This is a genomic window from Rhodococcus sp. NPDC056506, from assembly GCF_042794945.1.
In the GTDB taxonomy this organism is placed as follows: domain Bacteria; phylum Actinomycetota; class Actinomycetes; order Mycobacteriales; family Mycobacteriaceae; genus Rhodococcus_F.
In genome coordinates this window covers 326,822-351,683 of record NZ_JBHTSW010000001.1, presented here as the reverse complement: position 1 = coordinate 351,683, position 24,862 = coordinate 326,822, and the positions used below count along the sequence as shown (strand labels likewise).

General features: G+C 61.4%; 25 protein-coding genes, 1 tRNA gene and 1 other RNA gene. 12 read left to right on the top strand and 15 right to left on the bottom strand.

Features of this window, described 5'->3' with window-relative positions; genetic code table 11:
* Window positions 1-4: 4 nt before the first annotated feature.
* The gene (locus ACFQ6H_RS01620) at window positions 5-1,297 is read right to left on the bottom strand and encodes an aminotransferase class I/II-fold pyridoxal phosphate-dependent enzyme (RefSeq protein WP_378643110.1); all 1,293 of its coding nucleotides are present in this window, start codon (window positions 1,295-1,297) and stop codon (window positions 5-7) included.
* Window positions 1,298-1,339: 42 nt separating this feature from the next.
* An RNA gene (gene ffs / locus ACFQ6H_RS01615) (signal recognition particle sRNA small type) lies at window positions 1,340-1,439 on the bottom strand.
* A gap of 136 nt (window positions 1,440-1,575) precedes the next feature.
* Between ffs and ACFQ6H_RS01610 the strand changes: the two genes are divergently transcribed.
* Window positions 1,576-1,663, top strand: a tRNA-Ser gene (locus ACFQ6H_RS01610).
* Window positions 1,664-1,721: 58 nt separating this feature from the next.
* Here ACFQ6H_RS01610 and ACFQ6H_RS01605 read toward each other — a convergent pair.
* Genes ACFQ6H_RS01605 through ACFQ6H_RS01590 form a run of 4 tightly spaced genes read right to left on the bottom strand, consistent with a single transcriptional unit; the run spans window position 1,722 to window position 4,773 of the window.
* Window positions 1,722-2,153 (bottom strand): YbaB/EbfC family nucleoid-associated protein, encoded by a 432-nt coding sequence (locus ACFQ6H_RS01605; RefSeq protein ID WP_378643107.1) that lies wholly within the window; start codon window positions 2,151-2,153, stop codon window positions 1,722-1,724.
* The gene (locus ACFQ6H_RS01600; RefSeq protein ID WP_378540583.1) at window positions 2,150-2,719 is read right to left on the bottom strand and encodes a hypothetical protein; all 570 of its coding nucleotides are present in this window, start codon (window positions 2,717-2,719) and stop codon (window positions 2,150-2,152) included. The genes ACFQ6H_RS01605 and ACFQ6H_RS01600 overlap by 4 nt, the downstream gene beginning before the upstream one ends.
* The gene (locus ACFQ6H_RS01595; protein WP_378643102.1) at window positions 2,716-4,464 is read right to left on the bottom strand and encodes an alpha/beta hydrolase; all 1,749 of its coding nucleotides are present in this window, start codon (window positions 4,462-4,464) and stop codon (window positions 2,716-2,718) included. The genes ACFQ6H_RS01600 and ACFQ6H_RS01595 overlap by 4 nt, the downstream gene beginning before the upstream one ends.
* Window positions 4,465-4,773: a hypothetical protein gene (locus ACFQ6H_RS01590; RefSeq protein WP_378643099.1), complete on the bottom strand. Its 309-nt coding sequence runs from the start codon at window positions 4,771-4,773 to the stop codon at window positions 4,465-4,467.
* Window positions 4,774-4,913: 140 nt separating this feature from the next.
* Here ACFQ6H_RS01590 and ACFQ6H_RS01585 point away from each other — a divergent pair, with 140 nt between their 5' ends.
* Window positions 4,914-5,732, top strand: coding sequence for a pentapeptide repeat-containing protein (locus ACFQ6H_RS01585; RefSeq protein WP_378643096.1), 819 nt, complete (start codon window positions 4,914-4,916; stop codon window positions 5,730-5,732).
* Between the two features lie 22 nt (window positions 5,733-5,754).
* Here the strand turns inward: ACFQ6H_RS01585 and ACFQ6H_RS01580 are convergent, their stop codons facing one another.
* Window positions 5,755-6,063: a DUF6191 domain-containing protein gene (locus ACFQ6H_RS01580; RefSeq protein ID WP_007731580.1), complete on the bottom strand. Its 309-nt coding sequence runs from the start codon at window positions 6,061-6,063 to the stop codon at window positions 5,755-5,757.
* A gap of 133 nt (window positions 6,064-6,196) precedes the next feature.
* Between ACFQ6H_RS01580 and ACFQ6H_RS01575 the strand changes: the two genes are divergently transcribed.
* The 6 genes from ACFQ6H_RS01575 to ACFQ6H_RS01550 all read left to right on the top strand — a co-directional run bounded on the left by ACFQ6H_RS01575 (window position 6,197) and on the right by ACFQ6H_RS01550 (window position 10,869).
* Window positions 6,197-6,868, top strand: a complete 672-nt coding sequence (locus ACFQ6H_RS01575; protein ID WP_378536857.1) for a response regulator transcription factor — start codon at window positions 6,197-6,199, stop codon at window positions 6,866-6,868.
* 39 nt (window positions 6,869-6,907) lie between these two features.
* Window positions 6,908-7,687, top strand: coding sequence for a helix-turn-helix domain-containing protein (locus tag ACFQ6H_RS01570; protein WP_378643091.1), 780 nt, complete (start codon window positions 6,908-6,910; stop codon window positions 7,685-7,687).
* A 66-nt stretch (window positions 7,688-7,753) separates the two neighbouring features.
* The gene (locus ACFQ6H_RS01565) at window positions 7,754-8,314 is read left to right on the top strand and encodes a TIGR03086 family metal-binding protein (RefSeq protein WP_378643088.1); all 561 of its coding nucleotides are present in this window, start codon (window positions 7,754-7,756) and stop codon (window positions 8,312-8,314) included.
* A 51-nt stretch (window positions 8,315-8,365) separates the two neighbouring features.
* The gene (locus ACFQ6H_RS01560) at window positions 8,366-8,974 is read left to right on the top strand and encodes a TetR/AcrR family transcriptional regulator (protein WP_378445644.1); all 609 of its coding nucleotides are present in this window, start codon (window positions 8,366-8,368) and stop codon (window positions 8,972-8,974) included.
* Between the two features lies 1 nt (window position 8,975).
* The gene (gene gluQRS, locus ACFQ6H_RS01555) at window positions 8,976-9,872 is read left to right on the top strand and encodes a tRNA glutamyl-Q(34) synthetase GluQRS (RefSeq protein ID WP_378643083.1); all 897 of its coding nucleotides are present in this window, start codon (window positions 8,976-8,978) and stop codon (window positions 9,870-9,872) included.
* A gap of 256 nt (window positions 9,873-10,128) precedes the next feature.
* Entirely contained in the window at window positions 10,129-10,869 is a 741-nt protein-coding gene (locus ACFQ6H_RS01550) for an EAL domain-containing protein (RefSeq protein ID WP_378643078.1), read from the top strand.
* Window positions 10,870-10,884: 15 nt separating this feature from the next.
* Here the strand turns inward: ACFQ6H_RS01550 and ACFQ6H_RS01545 are convergent, their stop codons facing one another.
* Complete coding sequence (locus ACFQ6H_RS01545; RefSeq protein WP_378643400.1) at window positions 10,885-11,532, bottom strand: DUF4190 domain-containing protein; 648 nt, start codon at window positions 11,530-11,532, stop codon at window positions 10,885-10,887.
* 130 nt (window positions 11,533-11,662) lie between these two features.
* Between ACFQ6H_RS01545 and ACFQ6H_RS01540 the strand changes: the two genes are divergently transcribed.
* The 3 genes from ACFQ6H_RS01540 (at window position 11,663) to ACFQ6H_RS01530 (ending at window position 14,160) form a co-directional block, all read left to right on the top strand.
* A complete protein-coding gene (locus ACFQ6H_RS01540; protein ID WP_378536844.1) occupies window positions 11,663-12,379 on the top strand; it encodes an RDD family protein in 717 nt (238 codons plus the stop codon).
* Between the two features lie 8 nt (window positions 12,380-12,387).
* A complete protein-coding gene (locus ACFQ6H_RS01535; RefSeq protein WP_378643073.1) occupies window positions 12,388-13,308 on the top strand; it encodes a hypothetical protein in 921 nt (306 codons plus the stop codon).
* A 117-nt stretch (window positions 13,309-13,425) separates the two neighbouring features.
* On the top strand, window positions 13,426-14,160 hold the full coding sequence (locus ACFQ6H_RS01530; protein ID WP_378536837.1) for a queuosine precursor transporter: 735 nt from the start codon (window positions 13,426-13,428) through the stop codon (window positions 14,158-14,160).
* Here ACFQ6H_RS01530 and tgt read toward each other — a convergent pair.
* The 6 genes from tgt to ACFQ6H_RS01500 form a co-directional block, all read right to left on the bottom strand.
* Window positions 14,151-15,440, bottom strand: coding sequence for a tRNA guanosine(34) transglycosylase Tgt (gene tgt / locus ACFQ6H_RS01525; RefSeq protein WP_378643069.1), 1,290 nt, complete (start codon window positions 15,438-15,440; stop codon window positions 14,151-14,153). The genes ACFQ6H_RS01530 and tgt overlap by 10 nt on opposite strands.
* 54 nt (window positions 15,441-15,494) lie before the next feature.
* On the bottom strand, window positions 15,495-16,163 hold the full coding sequence (locus ACFQ6H_RS01520) for a GPP34 family phosphoprotein (protein WP_378540615.1): 669 nt from the start codon (window positions 16,161-16,163) through the stop codon (window positions 15,495-15,497).
* 22 nt (window positions 16,164-16,185) lie between these two features.
* Window positions 16,186-18,117, bottom strand: a complete 1,932-nt coding sequence (locus ACFQ6H_RS01515) for an ABC transporter ATP-binding protein (RefSeq protein ID WP_378643064.1) — start codon at window positions 18,115-18,117, stop codon at window positions 16,186-16,188.
* Window positions 18,114-19,847, bottom strand: coding sequence for an ABC transporter ATP-binding protein (locus tag ACFQ6H_RS01510; protein WP_378643059.1), 1,734 nt, complete (start codon window positions 19,845-19,847; stop codon window positions 18,114-18,116). The genes ACFQ6H_RS01515 and ACFQ6H_RS01510 overlap by 4 nt, the downstream gene beginning before the upstream one ends.
* Window positions 19,848-19,962: 115 nt before the next feature.
* On the bottom strand, window positions 19,963-22,317 hold the full coding sequence (locus tag ACFQ6H_RS01505; RefSeq protein WP_378643055.1) for an MMPL family transporter: 2,355 nt from the start codon (window positions 22,315-22,317) through the stop codon (window positions 19,963-19,965).
* Window positions 22,318-22,372: 55 nt separating this feature from the next.
* A complete protein-coding gene (locus ACFQ6H_RS01500) occupies window positions 22,373-22,984 on the bottom strand; it encodes a TetR/AcrR family transcriptional regulator (RefSeq protein WP_378536771.1) in 612 nt (203 codons plus the stop codon).
* A gap of 254 nt (window positions 22,985-23,238) precedes the next feature.
* Between ACFQ6H_RS01500 and ACFQ6H_RS01495 the strand changes: the two genes are divergently transcribed.
* The gene (locus ACFQ6H_RS01495; RefSeq protein WP_378536768.1) at window positions 23,239-24,351 is read left to right on the top strand and encodes a GGDEF domain-containing protein; all 1,113 of its coding nucleotides are present in this window, start codon (window positions 23,239-23,241) and stop codon (window positions 24,349-24,351) included.
* A 12-nt stretch (window positions 24,352-24,363) separates the two neighbouring features.
* Here the strand turns inward: ACFQ6H_RS01495 and ACFQ6H_RS01490 are convergent, their stop codons facing one another.
* A complete protein-coding gene (locus tag ACFQ6H_RS01490) occupies window positions 24,364-24,819 on the bottom strand; it encodes an RrF2 family transcriptional regulator (protein ID WP_378536765.1) in 456 nt (151 codons plus the stop codon).
* Window positions 24,820-24,862 lie beyond the last annotated feature (43 nt).

The window sequence follows — 24,862 nt, the reverse complement described above, 5'->3', positions numbered from 1 at the left end:
ACGCTCAGATCTCGGAGAGACGCGATTCGGTGGCTGCGAGCAGGACACACGTAGCCACGCCGTCCATGGCAACTTCGAGTTCAGCCGTGGACGGGAAACTCGGAGCCAACCGGATGTTCCGGTCATCCGGATCCGTGCTGTACGGGAATGCCGATCCGGCAGCGGTGAGCGCGATACCCGCGTTCTTCGCCAGTTCGATGACTCGCTTGGCCGTGCCGTCGACTACGTCGAGGCTGATGAAGTATCCGCCCTTCGGCTCGGTCCAGGACGCGACCTTCGAAGCACCGAGGCGGTCTTCGAGAATCCGCAATACGAGTTCGAACTTGGGCGCCAGGAACGCGCGATGCTTCTCCATGTGCGCACGAACGCCGTCGGCATTGCCGAAGAAACGCAGGTGGCGAAGCTGATTGACCTTGTCCGGTCCGATGCTCTTCTTGCCGAGGAACTTCTGGTACCAGGCAAGATTTTCCGCGGAGCTACCGAAGAAGCTCACACCCGCGCCGGCAAAAGTGATCTTGGACGTCGACGCGAACACGAGCGGACGGTTGGGGTGTCCAGCCTCGGCAGCCATCGAGAGAATGTCGTAGGACGGCGCAGTCTCACCGACAAGCGGATGCACGGCATACGCATTGTCCCAGTACAGGCGGAAGTCAGGCGCGGCTATCGGCATCGACGCCAGCGTCCGGACAATTTCTTCGGAGTACACGGCGCCGGTGGGGTTCGCGTAGACCGGAACAGCCCACATGCCCTTGATCTGCGGATCTGAGGCGACAAGTTCGGCGATCTTGACGACGTCAGGTCCGTCATGGTTCATCGGCACAGCGATCATCTCGATACCGAGAGACTCGGTGATCGCGAAGTGACGGTCGTAGCCCGGTGTGGGGCAGAGGAACTTGATCTTCTCTTCACGCGCCCACGGCTGAGCTGAATCCGGTGTGCCGTGCAGGAGTGAGAACACGACATTGTCGTGCATGATCTCGAGGCTCGCGTTGTTGCCGGCGAGAAGGTTCGCAACCGGGATACCCAGCAGCTCGCCGAAGATGGCGCGCAGTTCCGGCAGACCGGTGAGCCCACCGTAGTTACGGCAGTCGGTTCCGCTTCCGTCTCGGAAATCACCGTCGCCAGGCAGCGTCAGCAACGCTGCGGAAAGATCGAGTTGCTCCGGCGAAGGCTTACCGCGAGTCAGATCGAGTGCGAGCTTCTGCGCCTGGAGCTGCGTGTACTTCGCGCTCTGGCTCTCATGCTCGGAGGTGAGTTCTTCATGGCTCATCAACCCGATCTGGGTTTGGATAGGCATCCGGAGCGGCCTTTCACCGACGAGGCGGGGTCGGGTATGTGAAAAAAATAGAGGACCCCGCGCACCCGGCAGAGCCCGTTGACCCTTGCTGCCTTCCGGCCCTGGGGGAGTTCACAGGATGCGCGCCGCGCGGGATCCAATGAACAGTGTAGACGGCTTTCGCCGGCCGCTGCACACCACCTACCGGGGTAGAGATGCAAACCCTGAGATCCACCGGTTCTTCGCAGGTCAGACACCCGTTTAACGCTTCGCGCTCGCGATTGGGTATGCTGCTCCACGGAGGATTCGCCTAGTGGCCTATGGCGCTCGCCTGGAACGCGGGTTGGGTTAACGCCCTCAGGGGTTCAAATCCCCTATCCTCCGCCACAGGAACCCCTGTGAACTGCCGAGAAGCGGTTCACAGGGGTTCTTTTCTTGCCCGAGTTCAGGCACGTCGCATGAACGAACCGCCGTCGAAGGGCAGGTCGTCCTCGACCGGCGCGCGGTCGGCTCGTCGCAGCACGTCAGGTTCGGGTGCGGCCGGTGTCTGATCGAACGCGTCCACTGCATTGAATGCGGTCATTGCCCTCGCGACACGAGGGTCGAGAAGGAGCGGGGCGCGTAGTTCCTGCGCCGCCGACGCTGCTGCCGCAGAAGCGGTTCGGTGAGCCGCTGTGATCGAGGCGGAGAGCGCAGCCGCGCCGGCCCGAAGACAACCCTCGGTCAGTTGCAGGTCAGTGATCGTGCCGTATGCATCGACCTCCACGCTGACGGCACCACCTCCCGCCTCGGCGCGGGCGCGAACCTTCCCGACCTCGGCGTCGACTTGGCGAGCGAGAACAGTCAACTCGGGAAACGAGGATGCGGGCCCCGTCACGGCTGATCGATCTGCACCGGCGCGTTCGGATGATCCGACGCGTCGGGTCGGGGGAAGCACGGCGACGATCCAGCCAAACTTGCTCCCCGCGCATACTCGTCGAGAACCATTCGATATCCATCCGGCAAGATTGTTTCAGTACTCGTCGTATCCCCAGCGGAGTCGTACGTTCGCGATGCCCAGCCGCGCTCATCCCACAGATTGCGAATCGCATCGCCGAAACCTGGAATGCTCGAGGCGTCAGAAGACGTGAGGAAGTACGTCACCCCGTAGTCCACGGACGTGTCCTTCGACAGATTGCTGTCGTTGCACGGGACGGTGCTGCCCGGGCTGAGGGTGACCTTTTGGTTCAGCTCGGAATACCGCGTCAGGTAGGCGCCCTGCGGCAGTATCGCGATCGTTTCGGTCAGGTACTCGATCACCTTGGCTTGTGCCTGCGCGCGAGTCAGATTCACGTCAGCTTCCGTCACTTTTGCGTTCTCCGTCGTCGTACACGCCGACAGCAGCACTGCCACCGCGATACCGCTCGAACCGAATGCCCTACGGCGTCGAGTTGAGTTGGTCATGGCGCTCCTAGTCCCGCGATAACGTGGCCCATACCGGCAAGAGCCGGATTGTTGATTTCCCAGTACTCACTGTGTGCGGCCGGGTTGGGGAGCTCACCCAACAGTCCGGCGTCGATCCCGGTCCCGGGTGCGGACTCGATGACAGTGGCGCCGAATCCGATCAACGGAAGATCGTTCGCGGGGTTCGCGCCGTGCGAGAGACCACCGAACACGTCTCCGATCATCGGAACCGGATCATTGGCCGCGGCTGTGGCGTATACGTGGCCGCCGACGTGTTCGGGGCTGATGCCCTCGAGCGAAAGTCCCTCGACCCGGTCCATTCCCACTCCAGGGCTTCCCACGAAGAACAGATCGTCCGCGTCGATGGACCGTCCGTCCGAGGCCGCAGCGCCGATCACGGTCGATCCGTAACTGTGCCCGATAACCGTGTTGTGCGAAGGCACACCATCGTGGGACGCGCGAAGTCCGTCTTGGAACCGGCCGAGCGATCCGGCGCCGCCGTCGGCATACCCGTCGAGCCCTGCTTGCGGGATCGTTTGCGGCGCATCGTATCCGTACCAGGTCGTTACCGAAGTCGACCCTGAAATCCCGGCCCTTTCCAACGCCTTTTGTCCCGAATCCAACATGGCCTGTGAGCGATCGATGTCGCCGCCGATGGTTCCCAGGTGGCTGCCGGTGCCAGGTACGAACGTTGCGACGTTGGTCGCGGTATCCGGATTGTTCAGTGCCACGATGGCACGACCTTTGCCGTCGACGCCGAGCAGGTACTTCTCCGAATCACCCTCCTGAGCGAGAGCGGGGTCGATCTGGTCGGCGAGGACACCGTATCCGTCGAGACGCTGCCGCAGGTCCACGCGTTGCTGCTCCCACCGCTCGTAGTCGCGGCGCGCCTGCTGGTCCGCCTCGTCCACACCGCCCGCGTCTGACGGAATGTTGCGCCCCTGGGCCCAATCGGGGTGCTCACCATCGAGATCGGAGAGTTCGGTCGACGTCGACGATTGCAGATTGCCGAGGTTGATCCGGTTGAAATGATCGCGATCTGCGGCCGGCATCCCGTCCCTGTTTCCGATTCCCGGATCGAACGCCGCGAGAGCATCTTTGTCGCTCGGGGACAGTGATTCCCAGAATTCGTTGAGCTCCCTTGCGCCGTCCGGAGGGAACGCGTTGCCGTCCAGGATCGCGGCCACCTCCGCGCTCATGGTCGGCCGGGCGCCTGGGTGCTGTGCGAGATCGGTGAGGTCTCCTGCTGCCTTCGACAAGGCCGCGGCAGCATCCTCGTCGAGGCTTCCCGCCGTGTGCAGGGCAGGAATCAGTCGCGCCTCGAACTTACGTGCCTGCTCGTCGAACGCAGCCTGCCCCAAGATGTCGAGTGCGGTGTTGCCGCTTCCGTACCGAGGTGCGCTCACCCGGCCGTCGTCGGCGACAGCCATCCCCTCCGCGATCGCACCGTCGGCGATCTCGATCACCGCCGCTCGCGCCGGCCCCAATGCGGAAGCGGCTTCACTCAGCGCGTCGGCTTCGGCAAATACTCCCGAGGTGAGATGCGTCGCGGCGATACTGTCAGCTAGCGCTCGCGCCGATGCTGCAGCCGAGGCTTCGCCTTTCCAGTGATCGAGTGCGGAGTCGACCGAGCGGTGTGCCGATTCCACAGCACGCATGAAATAGCGGTTCTTCTGCTCCAATGCCTTTGCAGCGGTAGCGAAACCAGCCGGATTCCACGCGCGGACCTGAGAGATCGTCGCCATCTACACAACCGCCTGGTAGGCGGCCAGCCGGTTCCGGAAAGCAACCTCGACAGCCTCGTAGTCATTCGCGCTGAATTGGGCGGCGTCGGCCATCGACGTCAACATCTCCGAAGTAGCGCGGTATCCGGCGGTAATCGGGTCACCGGCCCGCGCGGCGGCGGGGCCGCTTGCCGAATCCGGCATCGCTGCAGCCGCGTCAGCGAGAATTCCGGACACGTCGATGCCGGCGATCACGGCACTTTGGTCTCGCACGGCGTCGGCCAACACCCGTAGCGACTCGACATCTGCTTGCAGTACTTCGTTCCCCACCCAAGCCCCCCGGCTTCGAATCGACGTGCGAAAAAGCAGAGTAACAGCGCATCGACTGCTTTAGAACCACGCAATTTCGTTTGACAGACTCACAAACCCGAAGACACACTTTCCGTCCAACCCAAAGATCGGGAGTACGCGTGATTGCCGGCCAGACCAATCTGCTCGCAGATTGCAGCAGTTGCTTCGGCCTGTGCTGCGTCGCGCTCCCCTTTTCCAAGTCTTCCGACTTCGCGACCAACAAGAATGCCGGCGACCCCTGCACGAACCTGCAGGAGGATTTCGGTTGTGGCATTCACACTGGATTGCGAAAGAAGGGCTTCACCGGTTGCACCGTCTACGACTGTTTCGGTGCGGGACAGAAGGTTTCACAGCAGACCTACCACGGCGTCAGCTGGCGTGACGCCCCGGAGACCGGGTCGGACATGTTCGAAACCTTCCCTGTCGTACGCCAATTGCACGAACTGCTCTGGTATCTCGCCGAAGCCCGCTCGCTGAAGCAGACCCACTCGATTCGGAAGGAACTCGACGCTGCACTCGCAGAGACCGAAACCCTGACCAACGGCACACCTTCGCAGATTCAAGCCGTTGACGTCTCAGCACACCGAGCGGTAGTCAACACCCTGCTCTTGCAGACGGGTGACCTTGTGCGATCACCGATTTCAAGCAAGAAGAGTCGCAAACTCGACCACCGCGGCGCAGACCTCATCGGCGCCAAACTTCGTGGTTCCGATCTACGCGGGGCCAACTTTCGCGGGACCTATCTGATCGGGGCAGACCTCCGCGGCTGCGATCTCGATCGAGCCGACCTGATCGGTGCAGACTTACGCGGCACCGACATTCGCGGTGCAAAACTCCGCGGCAGCATCTTTCTCACTCAGTTCCAGATCAACGCGGCGATCGGCGATTCGGCTACCACGCTTCCCGATTCGTTGACCCGCCCCAGCCACTGGGCCTGAGCCAGACGACTGTTGGCGACTGTCAACTCCGTCGACGGAGCACAACCTTGTTGGCTTCCGGATCGACGGACACCCACGGCGGGTCACCGTCTGTTCCGTCCTCACGATGCATCAACGCACTCTGCCGTTGCTCGAATTCATGGTGCTTGGATCCCTGAAACAAGGCAGCAACCTCTTCGAAGCCCGCGGCCGATACCGGACGAGTCGTGCGTCCCCGAGTCCACGGCAGTGCCCGGCCGCCGGTGAGCCGGTTCCAGAGAGTCTCGGCGAATGCGAACAGGACCAGAAGCACGAGCAAGCCTGGCAGCGTCAACGCAAACAGAGTGCCCATGAGAGAAGTCTAGCGACTGACGACCCCAATTCCGCGACTTCCGATTGGCCTACTTTGCCTGGCTCCTCGGTCCATGATCTGCAACAATGCAAGCTGTTACGACTAGTAACACCTTCGGGGGGAGGATTTTCACGTGAGTTTGATACTTGCAGCTACTGATCGTGCGGAGCTTGTCCAGACGCTCGGAACCGAATTAGTATATTTCGGGCACCAGGTACAGCTCGCCCGCACCGGGCGTCGACTACTCGACGACCTGGACACCGACAGTTTCGACATCGCCGTGATCGACCTACTGTTGCCGGACATCGACGGCTACGAGATCGCACGACAGATCCGCTTGCGCAGTTCGATGCCGATCATCATGTTGGTGGACACCCTCGAGGACATCGACGAAGCACCTCATCGCGCTGTCTCGGACTTCGTGCTGAATCCGATCGATTCTCACGCGCTCGATCTTCGAGTCACCGCAATTCTTCGTGAAACCACACACCCCACTGCCGGCAAACACCTACGTCACGGTGACCTACTCCTCGATCGACGTGCGATGACGGCGACGATGGGCGGAAAGCTGCTGGTCCTCAGCCGGACCGAATGGCGAGTGCTCCTGGAACTGTCAACCGAGCCGGGGCGTGTGTACTCGCGTGATCACCTGATCCGAAACGTCTGGGGTTCCGCCCACGAAAAGACGCGTGTAGTCGACGCGACCATTCTCAGCCTGCGGTCCAAACTCGAATCCGATCCCGCGAAACCGAAATACATCAAAACGATTCGGGGGTTCGGATACCGCTTCGGCCCGGTCGACTGAACTCACCTTCGTGTCGGTGCCGCTCGATAAGCTTTTGCCATGGGTTGGTACACACCACAATCGGTCGCCCCGGATCTCTCCGACATCCTGGTGTGCGGCTGGACGGCGTGTGCAGAAGGCGAGCACCTCCTCGTGCCCGATGCGTGCATTGACGTGCTGTGGATACGTGGCGTCGGCATTCGCGTCTGCGGCCCGGAAACCGCTGCGTGGTCCTTCACTCTTCCGCCAGGAACACGCTCCGTGGGTGTTCGATTCCGCCCTGGATCTGCCTCGCCCATGCTGCGAACTTCGGCGTCCGAGCTTCGGGATTCTCGCGCCGACCTCGGCGATGTAACCGACGCACGTACAGAACGAATACTGTTGAACCGCTTGGAAAATTCCGAAGACCACAAACAGGTCTCCATCCTCGAAGATGCTGTCCGAAGTTGGGCAAGTTCGAGTTTCCGTCACGATCCGGTGATCAACCATGTTCGTACCGCACTGTCCGAACATTCGTGGAATGTCAGCTCTCTCGCCGACGCGGCGGCCCTGACGTCGCGCCAACTCCAGCGTCGTTGCAACGACGCCTTCGGATACGGCCCTGCAACGCTGCGCTCGATCCTGCGCCTCCAGCGCTTCATGGCACTCGCTCGCAGTCGACCCGCGTTGGGACTCGCTGAATCCGCTGCCCACTGCGGGTTCAGCGATCAGGCCCACTTGACGCGTGAATGCCGCCGAATCTCGTCGCTGACCCCGGCGGCTCTACTCCGAACCCAAGCCCCCGACTGGCATGGGTCGGATACCGTCGTCGCTCTGACCGAGGGCGACGCGGTCGCATAGGCGAGCTACTTGCCGATGTCCGAAATAATCAATCATGAAGCGCTGTGGCGGTGAAGGATTGTTGTCATGACTTCAACAGAGATCTCCCCCGCCCAACGCTATCGGGATCTGGCCGCCGAATTCACGGCGCGGATCGACGCCGTACCCGCCGATCGATGGGACAACGATTCCCCCTGCGAGGGCTGGACCGCCCGCGACGTGGTGAGGCACGTGCTCGACAGCGAACGAGACATGGTCAAGGTAGTCGGCCTCGAATTGGCACCCGGTCCGTCGGTTGACGACGACCCGTCCGCGGCCTGGGCGGCCGTGCGCGATTCGATGCAGGCAATTCTGGACGACCCGGCAAAGTCCACCCTCGAATACGACGGGCACTTCGGCAGGACCAACCTCGGAGCCACGGTCGAAGGGTTTTTGTGTTTCGATCTGGTCATCCACGGTTGGGACCTCGCGGCCGCAACCGGCACCGATACGGCGATGCGAGACGCGGACGTGGACTGGGTGTCGGAGATCGCCGCGGGCCTGGGCGACTCGATCCGCATGAGCGGCGTGTGCGGCCCGGAAGTACAGGTTCCGGACAACGCTGACAAAGCGACGAAACTCCTTGCCTTCCTCGGCCGGAAGGCGTGAAAAAGCACCCCTGACGTGGGCATTACTTCCATACACATGTAATGTCGCGGTATGCCAGAGCGTCGAAAATCCTCCACGAGTCCAGACCTGCTTGCGGCGGCATTGTTCGACGTCGCTGCAGAATCCGGACTGGAAAATGCCAGCGTCCGCGAGGTCGCAAAACGGGCGGGCGTCTCGATCGGCGCAGTGCAACATCATTTCTCGACCAAGGACGAGATGTTCGCATTTGCACTGCGAACACTCGTCGATCGATTGTTGACAAGACTGGCCGAGTCGTCCGCCGACGCGGACCCGCACGCCTCTCTGTTCCAGGCGCTTTCGCAACTGCTGCCCCTCGACGAACAACGCACGCGCGAAGCTCATGTGCTCGCCGCCTTTGCCGTGCGTGCCGCAACCAGTGAGTCACTCTCCGAAATCCGCCGGACAACTCTGTTCACAATCCGCACCGGCATCTCGACGGTATTGATCGGGATCGGAACTCCAGAAGCGGAAACCAGAGCGGCACTTCTGCTTTCAACCGTCAACGGATTGGCACTCGACGCACTCGGAAGTCCCGCCATGTATCCGCCGCAGTACCTCGATCACGCTTTGGAAACCGCGATCCGCCTCACCCTGCACGACGCCGAGAACCCGCTCGCTTCCGTCGGGCTCGCCAGCTGACGTGGCAGGAGCAGGGCGCTTCGCGCCGAGCCCGTCCGGCGATCTCCATCTGGGAAACCTCCGGACTGCCCTCCTGGCCTGGCTGTTCGCCCGCACCAGCGGGCGCGACTTCCTCATTCGGGTAGAGGATCTCGATCGTGTCCGACCCGGAGCGATGGAACGGCAACTCGACGATCTGCGTAGGCTCGGCCTCACCTGGGACGGCCCAGTCGTCTTACAGTCACACCGTCTTCCCTTGTACCACAAGGCTATCGAACTATTACGCGAGCGTGACCTGACCTATCCTTGCTTCTGCACACGCAAGGAAATCCTGCAGGCACCGTCCGCTCCCCATGCTCCCGACGGCGCCTACCCCGGCACGTGTCGGAACCTTTCGGAGGCCGAACGCGCCGAGAAATCGGCAAGTGGCCGATCCCCCGCGCTGAGGCTTCGGGCCGGCATCGACTCGTTCACCGTCCATGACGAACTGTTCGGCGAGGTGACGGGACAAGTCGACGACGTCGTCCTGCTCCGCGGTGACGGCGTACCTGCCTACAACCTCGCCGTTGTCGTCGACGACGGTGCGCAGAGTATCGACCAAGTGGTCCGCGGCGACGACCTCCTGACCTCGGCTCCACGCCAGGCCTACCTCGCTCGACTGCTCGACATCGAACGACCGTCGTACGCCCACGTTCCTCTCGCTTTGAACAGTGAAGGCAAACGCCTCGCGAAGCGCGACGGCGCAGTGACTCTTGCAGATCAACTCGAGGCCGGACGCAGTGCTGCACAGGTTCTGACGATGATCGCGTCGAGCATCGGCCTCGCCGAACCCGGCGAAGTTGTCACACCACCACTATTGGCGGATCGATTCGATTCTCGGAAGATCCCCCGGACCCCGTGGATTTTCCCGGCGAAGTAAGTGAAGGATCGATTGGCACCTCGTCGGGACAAAAGCTCGATTGTCCGATATACCAAAGCCGTCCGCAATAGCTATTCGTTGGCAATTCTCGAATAGTGAAGTACGGTCAAGACTGGCGAAGGCAGTTCAGGGCGAGTGATCCCTGCAAAACTACGCCCGGGATCTGAACCTGGAATCCGACCGCAGTACCCACTTGCAGCATCCACGCTGACACGCACGTGCGGCACGGGCGACTCAGGACGAAAAGGAATACGGCATGGTCCGCGAGCTTCGCGAGGCACTCGACGACCATCAATTCGAGGTGTTGTATCAACCCCAGGTCAATCTGAACTCGTCAGCAATTATCAGCTATGAAGCCCTTCTGCGGTGGCGCCATCCACTTCGAGGGTTGATCGAGCCTCAAGATTTCATGCGCTCCGCCGAGTCTTCCGGACTCATCATTCCCATCGGATTACAAGCTCTGGACATGATTTGCGCCCAGACAGCGTCGTGGCCCGAGCACATGATGGTCGCGGTCAACTTTTCGCCTCGCCAACTCGCTACCCCGCACGCCGCTCACGAAATCCTCGGAGCGCTCGACAGTTCACAAACCCCACTGAGCAGAATCATCGTGGAAGTCACCGAACTCGGCGTCGTCGGTCGGCATGCCGCCGAGACTCTTCACATTCTGCACAACGAAGGAATTCGAATTGCCCTCGATGATTTCGGGGCGGGCTTCGCGTCGTTCTCCGCGTTGTCGGAATTGCCGCTCGACATTCTCAAGATCGACCAATCGTTGACCTGGGCGGTCAGCGCAGCGGGTCGTGCTGGAGAGCGCGCCTTCATGGTCATGGAGTCCATCGCCGACATCGCTAGGAAGCTCGGGCTCGATTCGATAGCCGAGGGCGTCGAAACCGCCGAACACGCAGCCAACGTCTTGCGCGCCGGCTGCGACATGGGCCAGGGCTATTACTTCGGGAAGCCACTTCCTGCGTCGTCCACCGTCACTCCGGTGTGAGCGCGATTGCGATGGTCAGTATCGATAGGAACCGAAGATCCCAAACCCAAGTATCACCAAGAAGAACGCAAGGAAAACTGCTCCGATCGCAATACCGGCGATAGCAAGTCCGCGGCCTTCCTGACCTGTCTGCTTGATCTGATTCAGAGCGACAATTCCCAGAATAATCCCAACTATTCCGCCGATGCTCCAGGCGCAGCCACCTACCAGCGATACAACCAGCGATGCAATTGCAAGACCGTTGGTGCCGACCGGCTGCATCGGCGGTGCGTACCCACCCGCGAATTGATTCGGCTGACCGTACGGGTTCGGAGGTTGGCCATACTGAGCCTGTCCGTATTGATCTTGTCCGTATTGTCCGGGTTGCTGATATTGATTCTGCTGGTATTGATTCTGTGGTCCGAAATTCTGCGGCGGCAGGTACGGGTTGGGTTCACCAATTCCACCCGGCTGGGGGTTATCACCGGGCGGGTTGTACGACGGCGGCGGATAACCCGGGTACTGCTCGTTGGGAGTGGTATATCCGGGAACTTCAGGTGAAGACTGCGTTTCGGACGGGGACACGCCGTACCCCTCGGGAGGCAGGCTCGGAAATTCTCCGTATCCAGGTTTTGCCTGGTAATCGCTCGAAGAATCGTCGTTGTTGCCCCCGGAACTCGTCATACAACGCAGCCTAAACCACAGGTGACCTCCGAATCCAAGTGAGCAGATGTCATCCACATAGCTCTTTGATCCCAGTAGGGTCATATCCACTGTCACACTCGAGCGCGATATTTACGACTGAGGGGAACACATGACAACCGGTGGGTACGACCCCAACCAGAATCCAGAGGGCGGGAAGCAATTCCCACCCCAGGATCCATATGGCCAGCAGGGAACACCTCCTCCCGGAAGTTACCCACCTCCCGCCGGTCCTCCGCAGGGCGGCAGCTACCCGCCTCCTCCGCAGGGCGGGAACTTTCCGCCGCCTCAAGGTGGTAACTACCCGCCGCCCGGTGGATACCCGCCGCCTCCGCAGGGTGGCAACTTCCCGCCGCCGCAGTTCAACGACCAGGGTGCGTACGGGGCAGGAAACCGGCTGCCTTCTGGTGCCGAAGCCGGTGGACTTGGTATTCGATTCGGCGCTCGCGTCATCGACGCCATCATCGTCGGAATCGTCGCCATTATCTTGACGGTTCTGGTTAGTGATCTGGGAAATGTTCTTGTCAGCGGACTCTTCTCGGGAATTCTGACCTTCGCCTACTTCATCGCAATGGAAGTAACGCAGGGTCGGACTCTGGGAAAGATGATTCTGGGCCTTTCAGTACACGGTCCGGGCGGCGCACCTCGCCCCTCCGTCCAGCAGTCTGCGATTCGCAACGCCTTCACGTTGCTCTCGATCATTCCGATCATCGGCGGAATCCTCGCGTTGGTCGCCTACATCGTCATCGCGGTCACGATCAACAACAGCCCCACCAAGCAGGGCAAGCATGACGAGCTCGCTGGTGGAACTCAGGTAGTCAAGGGTTAGGTGCGCATATGACAACCGGTGGGCACGACCCCAACCAGAATCCCGAGGACGGAAAGCAATTCCCGCCCCAGGATCCCTACGGCCAGCAGGGAACGCCTCCTCCAGGGAGCTATCCCCCGCCGGCGGGGCCTCCGCAGGGCGGAAGCTACCCGCCGCCCGGTGGATACCCCCCACCTCCTCAAGGTGGCAATTACCCGCCGCCAGGTGGATATCCGCCGCCTCCGCAGGGTGGAAGCTATCCCCCTCCCGGTGGCAACTACCCACCGCCGCCCGCCAATGACTACGGCGCAGGATTCGGTGGACCGCAGCTTTCCGTGGGCGCCGCAATTACCTACGGCTGGAACAAGTTCAAAGACAACGCATTGGTTTGGATCGGAATCTCGATCATCGCGTTCTTGATCGCCGGATTGATCCAGGGCGCTTTCAACGGCTTCGACTACACCAACACAGAGTTCAGCGCACTGTCCATTGTGGGTGGATTGGTCACCGCTATCGTCGGCTATATCATCCAAGCCGCATTCCTCCGCGGAGCATTGAGCGAATTGGATGGAATCAAGCCGGCCTTCGGCACCTTCTTCCAATTCACCAACATCGGCGCAGTTGTTCTCGGCGGTTTCCTCGTAGCCGTAGCCACTTACGTCGGTTTGGCTCTCTGCATTATTCCCGGCATCATCGCGGCGTTCCTGCTCTACTACACGCTGACCTTCATCGTGGACAAGAACCAGGATGCGATTTCGGGCATCAAGTCGAGCTATGCGCTGACCTCGTCGAACGTTGGAACTTTGATCTTGCTGGCGCTCGCTCTGATCGGTATCAACATCGTCGGTGCGCTGCTGTGCGGAATCGGTCTTCTGGTGACGGCACCCGTCGCGTTGATCGCCAGCACCTACGCGTACCGCGTGCTGACCGGCGGTCACGTAGCTGCCTGATCAGTTCGTTCGCATCATTGAATGCCCTGCGGTTCCACGTGAAACCGCAGGGCCTTCGGTGTGTTCTGCGCAACTGGACGGTCGCCAACTCGCATCCGAGCGCCTTGTGGTGCTTGGATGACGGACGTGACAGCTCAGGATCAGCAAGACGAATCGACCCACGAAACCAAATTTGCGCACGTCAGCCGGGGTTATTACCCGACGATCGTCGCGCTCTTCACCGCAACGCTGCTGATCTCGAACGTGGCGGCGACCAAGGGGGTCGCCTTCTTTGCGGATTCCGACTTCTCGCTCGGTCCCTTGCAGATTCTGCCCATCATCACCGATGGTGGATTCTTCTTGTTCCCGCTCGCCTACGTCCTCGGTGACGTGCTCAGCGAGGTCTACGGCTTCAAAGCGACCCGACGCGCGATCTACCTGGGCTTCGGCGCACTGATTCTTGCCGCTGCGTGCTTCTGGATTGCCGTGCAGCTCCCGTCGGCAGAGTTCTACGAAAACCAGGCCGCCCTCGAAACCGTAGTGGGCGTCATTCCCCGGCTACTGGTCGCAGGCTTGGCCGCCTACCTCGTCGGCCAGCTCCTGAACTCCCTGGTGCTGGTCATGATGAAAAAGCGCATGCAGGAGAGGCACCTGTGGGCGCGCCTGATCGGCTCGACCGTCGTCGGCGAATTCGCCGATACCCTCATCTTCTGTTCCATCGCAGCCGGTGTCATCGGCATCAGCACGTGGGAAGACTTCATCAACTACGTGTTGGTCGGCTTCCTGTGGAAGACGCTTGTCGAGGTGCTGGTCATGCCGATCACCTACCGCGTCATCGCCTACGTGAAGAAGCGCGAACCGACCTACGCCTGAGGTGCAGGCGTCTTCGCCGCGTAAAACTTTCCGAGCATGTCCGCTTTGAAGTCGTGGAAGTACCCGCCTTCGATGCTGGCTCGGATGTCGTCGACCAACTTCACGGTGAATCGCTCGTTGTGGATGGTGCAGAGCGTCGACGCGAGCATTTCCTTCGCCTTGAAGAGGTGATGGATGTACGCGCGGGTGTAGTTGGCGCAGGTGTAGCAGTCGCACTCGTCGTCGATAGGTGTGAAGTCGCGGCGGAACCGGCTGGTGTTGATGTTGAACCGGCCGGAACGGACGTAAATCGCAGCATTGCGAGCAACACGCGACGGGTTGACGCAGTCGAAGGTGTCCGCACCGTTCTCGATTGCGACGAAGAAGTCGTCCGGTTCGCTGATCCCGAGCATGTGACGCGGCTTCTTCTCGGGTAGTTCCTCGTTGCACCAGCGCACGATCGTTCCGAGGTTCTGCTTCTCCAAGGCACCGCCGATGCCGTAACCGTCGAAGCCGTATCCGTTCTCGCCTTCGATCGACTCGAGGCCACGGCAGGCCTGACGACGCAGATCCTCGTACTGCGCGCCTTGGATCACGCCGAAGAGTGCCTGGTAGGGCTTGTCGGCGCGTTCGGCGGTGAGCTTCTCATGCTCGTTGATGCAGCGGATCGCCCACGCCTGCGTGCGCTCGACCGATCGCTCCTGGTAGCCGCGGGTGTTGAGCAGCGTAGTGAGCTCGTCGAACGCGAACATGATGTCGGCGCCGAGTTGATGCTGGATCTGCATCGACACCTCGGGGGTGAAGCGATGCTTGCTGCCGTCGAGGTGCGATTTGAAGGTCACGCCCTCGTCGTCGACCGTCGCGAGACGCTCTTTGCCCTTGGCGATGACGTCGTCGGACTGCACTCCGACGGCCTCCATCGCGAGCACCTTCTTGAACCCGACACCCAGCGACATCACCTGGAAGCCACCACTGTCGGTGAAGGTGGGTCCGTCCCAGTTCATGAACTTGCCCAGCCCGCCGGCCTCGTCGACGATGTCGGGTCCCGGCTGCAGGTAGAGGTGGTACGCATTGGCGAGCAACGACTGCGCACCGAGTTCCTTCATGGACTCGGGCAGCACGGCCTTGACCGTGGCCTTGGTTCCGACGGCCACGAACGACGGCGTCGCGATGTCACCGTGCGGTGTGTGGATGGTGCCGGTACGTCCGAGCCTGTCCTCGAGCCTGGTCCCTATCGTGAAAATCGACTCGGGGCGCTTGTCGACGGAGGGCACGGGCGGTGTCGGTACTGCGGAAGTCACGAGCTCAATCCTGTCACAGCGGCAGAAAGCGCCACGTCGTGCAGTATCGCCCCGTCACGATCCTGAGGATGCCGACGCCGCAATTGTTGCGGTGAGCGCAGCGGTGGTGGCTGCCTGCGTCGCGGCAATCGACTGCCGCACGGCCTCGCTTGCCCAGTTTCCCTGCGACAGCACCTTCGCTCGCGCTTTCGCCGCCTTGAACTGATCCGCTGGAACAATCACCTTGAGCATGTTCGCACCTGCCAGGATCGACACCAATGCACCTTCGCCGGGAGTGGGTTGGCGGACACCCAACAGAATGTCACGCAGCACGACGCGCAGTTGATCCTCGTACCGCGGGTTGGTTGCCGGCCATCTGACGCTCGGAAAGATCCCGAACACTTGATGTTCCACGGCGGTCACAATTCCGCGGGCTTGCATGCCGGCATAGAGCGCCTTGCGTGCACCCTTCGCAAGACGGTTCACCACCGCAGTCGGCCGGGCGGGTGGCTTTTCGGCCAACCTCGCCAATGCAGCATTGAGGGTGGGATCCACGAGTGGCCGATTGTCGATGATGGCTACCCTCGCCCGCCATCCGGAGCCGTCGAGGCGGACGCGGTCGGCAAGGACGAGTTCGACCAACAGCGCACCCCCGAGCGCAACGTCGACGTAGGACGACGAACGCAACAACTTTCCGCTCGCGTCGTCGGTGGCAAGCAACAGCAGATCCTCGGCAATCAGCATGCTCACCACCGTAGTTGCCCGACTAGATCTCCGCGCCCACGAATTGGCTGTTGTACAGACGGAAGTACGCGCCGCGGGATTCGAGCAGAGCTTCATGGCTCCCCTGCTCCACGATCCGGCCGTCCTCCATCACCACGATCAGGTTTGCATCACGAATTGTCGAAAGACGGTGTGCGATGACAAAACTGGTGCGGTCGTTGCGCAGAACCGCGGTGGCGCTCTGGACCAGTAGTTCGGTGCGGGTGTCCACCGAACTTGTCGCCTCGTCGAGGATCAGGATGGACGGCTGCGAGATGAAGGCGCGGGCGATGGTGATGAGCTGCTTCTCGCCGGCACTGACGTTGCTGCCCTCCTCGTCGATGACCGTGTCGTAGCCCTCGGGCAGGGAGTGCACGAACTTGTCGACGTAGCTCATCTCGGCTGCGCGACGAATTTCCTCGTCGGTGGCACCGGGCTTGCCGTACGCGATGTTCTCGCGGATGGTTCCACCGAACAGCCACGCGTCCTGCAGAACCATGCCGATGCGTGAGCGCAGATCGTCTCGCGTCATATCGGCGATGTCGACGCCGTCCAAAGTGATTCGGCCCGAATTGAGTTCGTAGAACCGCAGGATGAGGTTGACGAGGGTGGTCTTGCCTGCACCGGTAGGGCCGACAATCGCCACCATCTGACCCGGCTCGGCAGTCAGGGACAAGTCCTCGATCAACGGCTGTTCCGGCTTGTAACTGAACGTGACGTTCTCGAACTTGACGCGACCCTTGTCGACCGTCGGCGACTTCGCGCCCTTCGGGTCCTCCGACTGCTCCTCTTGGTCGAGCAGCGCAAACACCCGCTCGGCCGAAGCGACACCGGACTGCAGCAGATTGGTCATCGACGCGATCTGCGTGAGCGGCTGCGTGAACTGCCGCGAGTACTGGATGAACGCCTGCACGTCGCCCAGCGTCATCGTTCCGGATGCGACGCGCATGCCGCCCACCACGGCGATGGCTACGTAGTTGAGGTTGCCGAGGAACATCACGGCCGGCATGACCAGACCGGAGATGAACTGCGCCTTGAAGCTGGACTCGTACAGATCCTCGTTCTGCTTGCGGAAGCGCTCCTCGACCTCCTGCTGGCGGCCGAACACCTTCACCAACTCATGGCCGCTGAATGCTTCCTCGACCTGTGCGTTGATTCCGCCTGTGCTCTTCCACTGAGCCACGAAGTGCTTCTGTGAACGCTTCGCGATGAACGCCGTCACCATGATCGACAGCGGAACGGTTGCCACCGCGATCAGGGCGAGCAACGGTGAGATCCACAGCATCATCACCAGAATGCCCAGGACGGTCATCACCGACATGACCAACTGGCTGAGCGTCTGCTGCAGGCTCTGCGCGACGTTGTCGATGTCGTTGGTCACGCGCGAGAGAACATCGCCGCGGGCATGGGTATCGAAGTACCGCAGGGGAAGTCGGTGAATCTTCTGCTCGACGTCCTCACGCAACCGGCGAACGGTCCGCTGCACCACGATGTTGAGCAGATACGCCTGCAACCAACTGAACAGCGACGCACAGACGAACAGCAGCAGCACGATCATCAAGACCTTGCCGACGGCGTCGAAATCGATTCCGGTTCCGGGCACAACGGCCATGCCGGACACCATGTCCGCGAGCTGACCTTGCCCCGAGGCACGCAACCCCTCGATAGCCTGTTCCTTTGTAGTCCCCGGCTGGAGTTGCTTGCTGACGATGCCGTCGAAGATCAGGTTGGTCGCGTTTCCCAGGATCTTCGGAGCGATCGATGAGAGTACGACGCTTGCGGTCACCAAAGCGAAGATCAGGACGACGATCGGCTTGTCCGGACTCAAGCGTCCGAGAAGACGTTTGAGCGAAGGGCCGAAGTTCATGGCCTTCTTGGTGGGATCGCCACCCCCGGGCGGGCCGATGGGAGGCGAGGAAGTCGGTCGATTACTCATGATGCGTCCTGTACGGCTAGCTGAGAGGCGACGATTTCGCCGTAGGTGGGACAACTGACCACGAGCTCGTCGTGCGTGCCGATCCCCACGATGGCGCCGTCGTCGAGCACGATGATCTGATCGGCTTCCACGATGGTGGAAATACGCTGCGCGACAACGACGATGCAGGCGTCTTGCGTGACCGGCCGGAGCGCCGCACGCAGCCTCGCATCGGTAGTGAGGTCGAGTGCCGAGAAGGAATCGTCGAACAGATAGATCTGCGGCTTACGCACCAATGCTCTGGCGATGGCGAGTCGCTGACGCTGACCGCCCGATACCGTCGTACCGCCTTGTGCCACCGGTGTGTCCAGGCCTTCGGGCATGGCACGGACGAAGTCGGCAGCTTGGGCGATCTCGAGGCACTCCCACAGCCATTCGTCGGTAGCTTCGGGGTTTCCGTAGCGGAGATTGGTGGCGACAGTGCCGGAGAACAGATACGGCTTCTGCGGGACCAGACCGATCACCGAGCAGAGCAACTCGGTGTCGATGTCGCGGACGTCGACGCCGCCCACCGATACCGATCCGGAGGTGGAGTCGATCAATCGCGGAATCAGGTTGAGCAGAGTCGTCTTTCCCGATCCCGTACCGCCGATGATCGCTGTCGTCTTACCGGGCTCGGCGCGGAAGGTGATGTCACGCAGTACGGGTTCTTCGGCTCCGGGGAACTGGAACTGAGCGCCACGAAGTTCGACGACTCCCGGGTCTTTCAGTTCTCGGACCGGATTCTCGGGCGGGATCACCGACGAATCCGTGTCGAGCACCTCGGAGATACGTTCGGCGCACACCGATGCACGCGGCAGCATCACCGCCATGAAGGTGGCCATCATGACGGCCATCAGGATCTGCATGATGTAGCTGAGCATCGCCGTGAGCGAGCCGATCTGCATCGAGCCCTCGTTGATCTGATGACCACCGAACCAGATCACCGCGACGCTGGTGACGTTGCTGATCAGCATCACGAGCGGGAACATCAGCGCCATGAGGCGGCCGACGCCGAGTGCAATCTCCGTCAGCTCACGGTTGGCGTCACCGAAACGCTCTACCTCGTACGGTTCCCGTACAAACGCTCGGACGACGCGGATACCGGTGATCTGTTCGCGAAGAACGCGGTTGACGGCGTCGAGGCGGCCCTGCATGACCCGGAATCCGGGAACCATCCGGGCGATCAGGAAACCCATCGAGACAACGAGGAGCGGAACGCTGATCCCGAGGATCCAGGACAGATTCAGGTCCTGACGCAGAGCCATGATGATGCCGCCGACGCACATGATCGGCGCCATGACGAGGATGGTGCAACTCATCACGACCATCATCTGCACTTGCTGGACGTCATTGGTGTTGCGAGTGATCAGCGAAGGCGCACCGAAGTGGCCGACCTCCCTGGCCGAGAACGTCCCGACCTGATGCAGCACCGAAGCCCGGAGATCGCGCCCGACGCCCATGGCGACTCGCGCTCCGAAGAAGACGGCACCCACCGAGCACAGGATCTGCGTCAACGTGACCATGAGCATCATCCCCCCGGTGGAGAGGATGTAGCCAGTGTCGCCTTTGGTCACGCCGTTGTCGATGATGTCGGCGTTGAGACTCGGAAGGTAAAGGGCCGCCATAGTCGAAATGAACTGCAGGACGACAACGCCCGTGAGTTCACCCCGGTACGGCGTCAGATAAGTGCGCAGCAGCCTGATCAGCATAGTGAGCGAAGGTTACCAATCCCGGCCGACATGTGCCGCTGGATATTTCGATACCGGGAAAACAGCTGTGCGCCTTTATTAACCGCGAGGGGTTAACAAAGGCGCACAGCAGAGATCAAGCAGATGCGGACTGCAGTTCCGCTTCCTTCTCGTCACGGAGGGCCTTGCTGAGCTTCTCACCCTCGATGTCGACGTTCGGCAGAATCTTGTCCAGCCACTTCGGCAACCACCACGCCTTGTCACCGAGCAGTGCCATGACGGACGGGATGATCACCATGCGCACGATGAAGGCGTCGAAGAACACTGCCGCGGCGAGCGCGAAGCCGATCGACTTGATGAACGAGTTCGGTTCTGCGATGAAGGCACCGAACACGGAGATCATGATGACCGCAGCCGCACTGACCACACGGGCACCGTGGTTGAAGCCGATGGTCACGGCCTCCTTCGCGGTTGCACCGTGGACGTACTCCTCACGCATACGCGTCACGAGGAACACCTGATAGTCCATCGCCAGTCCGAACACCACGCCGATCAGGAAGATCGGCATGAAACTCACGAGCGGTTGCGGGTTCGAGATGATGCCCAACCAGCCGTGCTGGAAGATCGCCACCGTCGCACCGAATGTCGCGAGCACACTGAGGAGGAAGCCGAGCGTCGCAGTCAGTGGAACCAGGATCGAACGGAACACCAAGAGCAACAAGATGAATGCGAGGCCGACCACTACGGCAAGGTAGGGCACCAGTGCATCCTTCAGCGTGTCCGAGACGTCGCCTTCGAGTGCGGTCTGACCGGTGATGCCGTAGCTGACGCCGATCGAATCGTTGAGTCCCGCTTCCGCTCCGCGGAGACTGCCCACCAGATCCATCGTGGCCGGATCGGTCGGTCCACTCTTCGGAGTGATCAGCACCTGTGCGGTGTCGCCGGCGTCGTTGACTCCGACGACCTGCGCGTTCTGAACGTCATCGAAGCTCGAGATGGTCGAGACGACCTCCGCGAACGCCTCCCCGGCGGGGACGCTGGCATCCTTGGCGTCGACGACGGCGATCAGCGGTCCGTTTCGGCCGTCACCGAAGCCCTCGTCGATCAGGTCGTATGCCTGACGCGCACTGGTCGCCGGGTCACCGGTGGCCTCCGACGGCAATGCCAGACTCAATCCCGTTGCGGGTAGGGCCAATGCGCCCAGTAGGACTACACCACCGATCAGCGGAACGAGCGGACGGCGGACGACGGCGTTGATGAAGCGCAGCGCCAACTTCGGCTTGCCCGAATCTTCGTCTTCAGACTCCTCCGCACGCTTGCTGAGGAAGGGAATCTTGCCGGCAAAAGCCTTGCGCCCGAACATGCCCAGGATCGCGGGCAGCAAGGTCAGAGCGATCAGGACCGCGATCAGCACGGTGAAGGCTGCTGCCGCACCCATGTCCGAGAGGAACGGGATGCCGACGACGCGCAACGCGACCAGCGCGATGATGACCGTCAAACCGGCGAATACCACTGCGGAACCGGCAGTTCCGACAGCGCGGCCCGCTGCTTCGGCACGGTTGTCGGTGAGCGTGAGCTCATGCCTGAACCTGGACATGATGAACAGCGAGTAGTCGATCGCCACCGCCAGGCCGATCATGATCGCCAGCGTCGGAGTCATGGAGCTGAGATCCATGAATCCGGTGGCGACAGTGATTCCGAGGCTGCCGATAGCGATACCGATGATCGCGGTGAGCAGCGGAAGTCCTGCGGCCACAAGCGAACCGAAGGTGATGGCCAGAACGACTGCGGCAACGGCGATGCCGATCAGCTCGGTGACGCCACCGGGCATCTCTGCTTCCTGAGCGGCCGAACCACTGACCTGGACGTTGAGTCCCTCAGCTCGCCCGACATCGGCTGCGGAGTTGATCGAATCGCGCAACGCCTGGTCGAGATCGGCGAAGTCACCGGCAAACGGAACCTCGACGTATCCGACTGTGCCGTCGGCACTGAGCGGCGACAACGCACGCGCGTCGTCCACGGCCTGTGCCTCGGAAGTTCCAGCCGCAGCTGCCTTTTCCTTGAACATCGCAACCATGGAGTCGTTGCCGGTAACCGGATTGACCAGCGCCTTCGCGGCCTGTTCCGGAGTGGCAGTTGCCGGGTCCACCTTGGCAGAATCGGCGACCTTGTCGATGCCGCGGATACTCGCGAGCATGTCGTCCATTGCCTTGACGTTCGCCGGATCAGCCAGCGTTGTGCCTGCCGGAGCCTGGACGACGTATCGGGCGCTCAGCGAATCCATCGGATTGGGAGCATCGGGGAATCGCTCAGCCATCAAGTCCTGCGCTTGCTGCGCCGGGGTCCCCGGGATGGAGAACGAATCCTTGGTGGGGCCGGACAGGGTGGCTGCCCCGACGCCCATCAGGACCAGGATTATCAGCCAAACACTGAGGACCGCACCTTTTCGCCGGTAGGCGAACTTGCCGATCCGATAGAGATAGGTGGCCACGACGGGCTCCTTGCTGTTTCGGTGCGTGTACGTGGACAGGTATTACGTGTAGGTCTCAGAGACGCGGTGCCGGTGCCGGCATTCCCGCTCGAATTTGACGAAAAGCGTCATGGACCAGTTCTTCTGGACCGGAAGCCTCCGACTTTCCTCCGGTCCAGATGTCGATCACCGATTTGCAGGCCCCGGCCACAACCCCGAGAAGGAGGGTCGGATACAGGTCCCGTTCGGCGTCCGTGCCGGTGCGTTCGGCCAATGCCCGAGTGACTGCACGGTTGATCCGCTGGTGCATGTCTGCCGCATCCCGATAGAGAGCAGGACTCGAGTCCGACAACATCCAGATGTTTACTTTTTCTTCCACACCCGGGCCTGAATCGCTCACGATTTCGACCACAAGGTTCTCGAGCACGTCGAGAATGGGTTCGTCCGCGGGTCGGGCCGCAAGCGCCTCGATCCACGAGGCGATCGACTCCTCGAAGCTGGCGAGGACTGCCTCCTCCTTGCTGGAGAAGTAATTGTGGAAGGTCCTCGTCGACACTCCCGCCTCGGATGCGATCGCGTCAGCGGTGACGCATTCGATCCCGAGAGCGCGAGCCAGTCGTGCCGCCGCATCACTGAGTGCGTTACGGGTTGCTGCCTTCTTGCGGTCGCGAAGGCTTGGCTCGGTCATCACTCCACCACCGTACCGAACTTGCAGACCTCTGCAAGTTTGCAGAGGTCTGCAAACTTGTGCGATCCAACACACAGCCGGGAAACTCGAGGCGTGGCTCACACCCGTGCACGTGAAATGCCTGAACAAGGGCAACAGAAAGGGGCCGCGCGCATCACCTCCGGTGATATCCCCGGCCAAGTTGACGCGTAAATCAACATGGGCTGACATACTTTGCTATTGATTAACCACAAGTAGTTCAGCAAAGGAATCTGATGGACCCGCTCCTGCACACCTGGCCGGTTTCATCCACGGTCATGCTGTGGGGATCGAAGGCCGGACGAGGTTCGGTCTTGCGTCTCGTCTACCTGACCATCGGGTTCTGCTCGCTCAATTTCTCGCTTGTGGCTTACCTGTTTCTCCTCAGTACCGAAGGCCCCGACGGACCATTTGCGCGCGCTTGGCTCGTCGGCATTGCGACGGTGAACCTGATCCCCACGACTCTCTGGTTTGTCGGCCGCATCAAAGGTGCGCGCACGCTCAAGCTCTACGGACTGTGGGCAGACCTCGCCACGGCATCGATTCTCATCACATTCACCAGCCACAACGCCGCCCTGTTCGGGGCGGTCCTCTTCGTCGCCACCGGTGCCTACTTCACCTATTTTCTCGACCGCCGCTGGCTGGCATTCCACCTCGCTTTTGCCACGACGTTTGTCATCGCGCTGACCGTGCTGGGCCTGACGAACAGTGATTACTCGGTAACCAGCGTGATCGCCCGAACTGACGTCGTGCTGTGTGCGGTAATCTTCATTCCAGCCACGATTCAGTTCACGTGGCGGCAATTGCTCGCTCGCGCAACAGGATCCAAGATGGATGCGCTCACCGGTCTGTTGAACCGACGAGGGTTGTGGGACATGTCGGAGCGCATCTGGTCGGTCGCGTCGTCGAATCGTGCCGACATCGCTGTTGCCGTCGTCGACATCGACAAGTTCAAAGCGGTGAACGACACCTACGGCCATGAAGTCGGTGATGCCGTCATCATCCGAACCGGAACGCGTCTGCAAGAGCATGTGAACGGTTTCGGTTACGCCGCGCGCACCGGCGGTGAGGAGTTCACCGTCGTGATGATCGGCACCCCGTACGGACTGCGCAAGCGAATCGCAACCCTGCCCAAGGCAGTGGCCAGCGCGTCCGACAGTCCTCTGTCGACGGTCAGCGTCGGAGCAGTGACACTACCTTTCATCCCGCACCAGGAGGAGTTCGACTACAACGAGTTCTCCCGCGCGACCATTGCGGCCGATCATCTGATGTACGACGCAAAATCCGCGGGCGGCAACGCCGCGAACACTGCGCCTATGACTGTTCCGCGTCCCCGACGGACAGTGTGAACTCGCGCTGCATCAGCGCCGGCTCCACGCCTCGGGATCTGCCGTCAGTTCGTGAACGAACTCGGGCAATTCACCACCTGCGACATCGGTGAGCGTGACGTTCTCGAGCACGGCGCGAAGGTTGACGCGCACTGCAATCCACACTTCTTTGAGCGGTGTTGCCGGTCCTCCGTAGTCGACGTCTTCCGGTCGCTGTCCCCGAATCGACGCCAGCGGTCCTTCGACGGCGCGGATGACGTCGGCGATCGTGATCTCGTCCGCGGACCGAGCGAGCCAGTACCCGCCGTCCGGACCCCGGCGACTGTTGACGAGGCCACCGCGCCGCAAGTCAGAGAGCACCGCTTCCAGGAACTTGTGGGGTATGACCTGGGATTTGGCGAGAAACTCGGCCTTGGCCGGGTCCGGACCGACTGCCGCAAGCTCGACCAGAGTCCGCACGGCGTAGTCCACCTTCGCGGTGATATGCACCGGCAATTCCTACCATTGTTCTATGAAAAGTCGCAACAAAGCC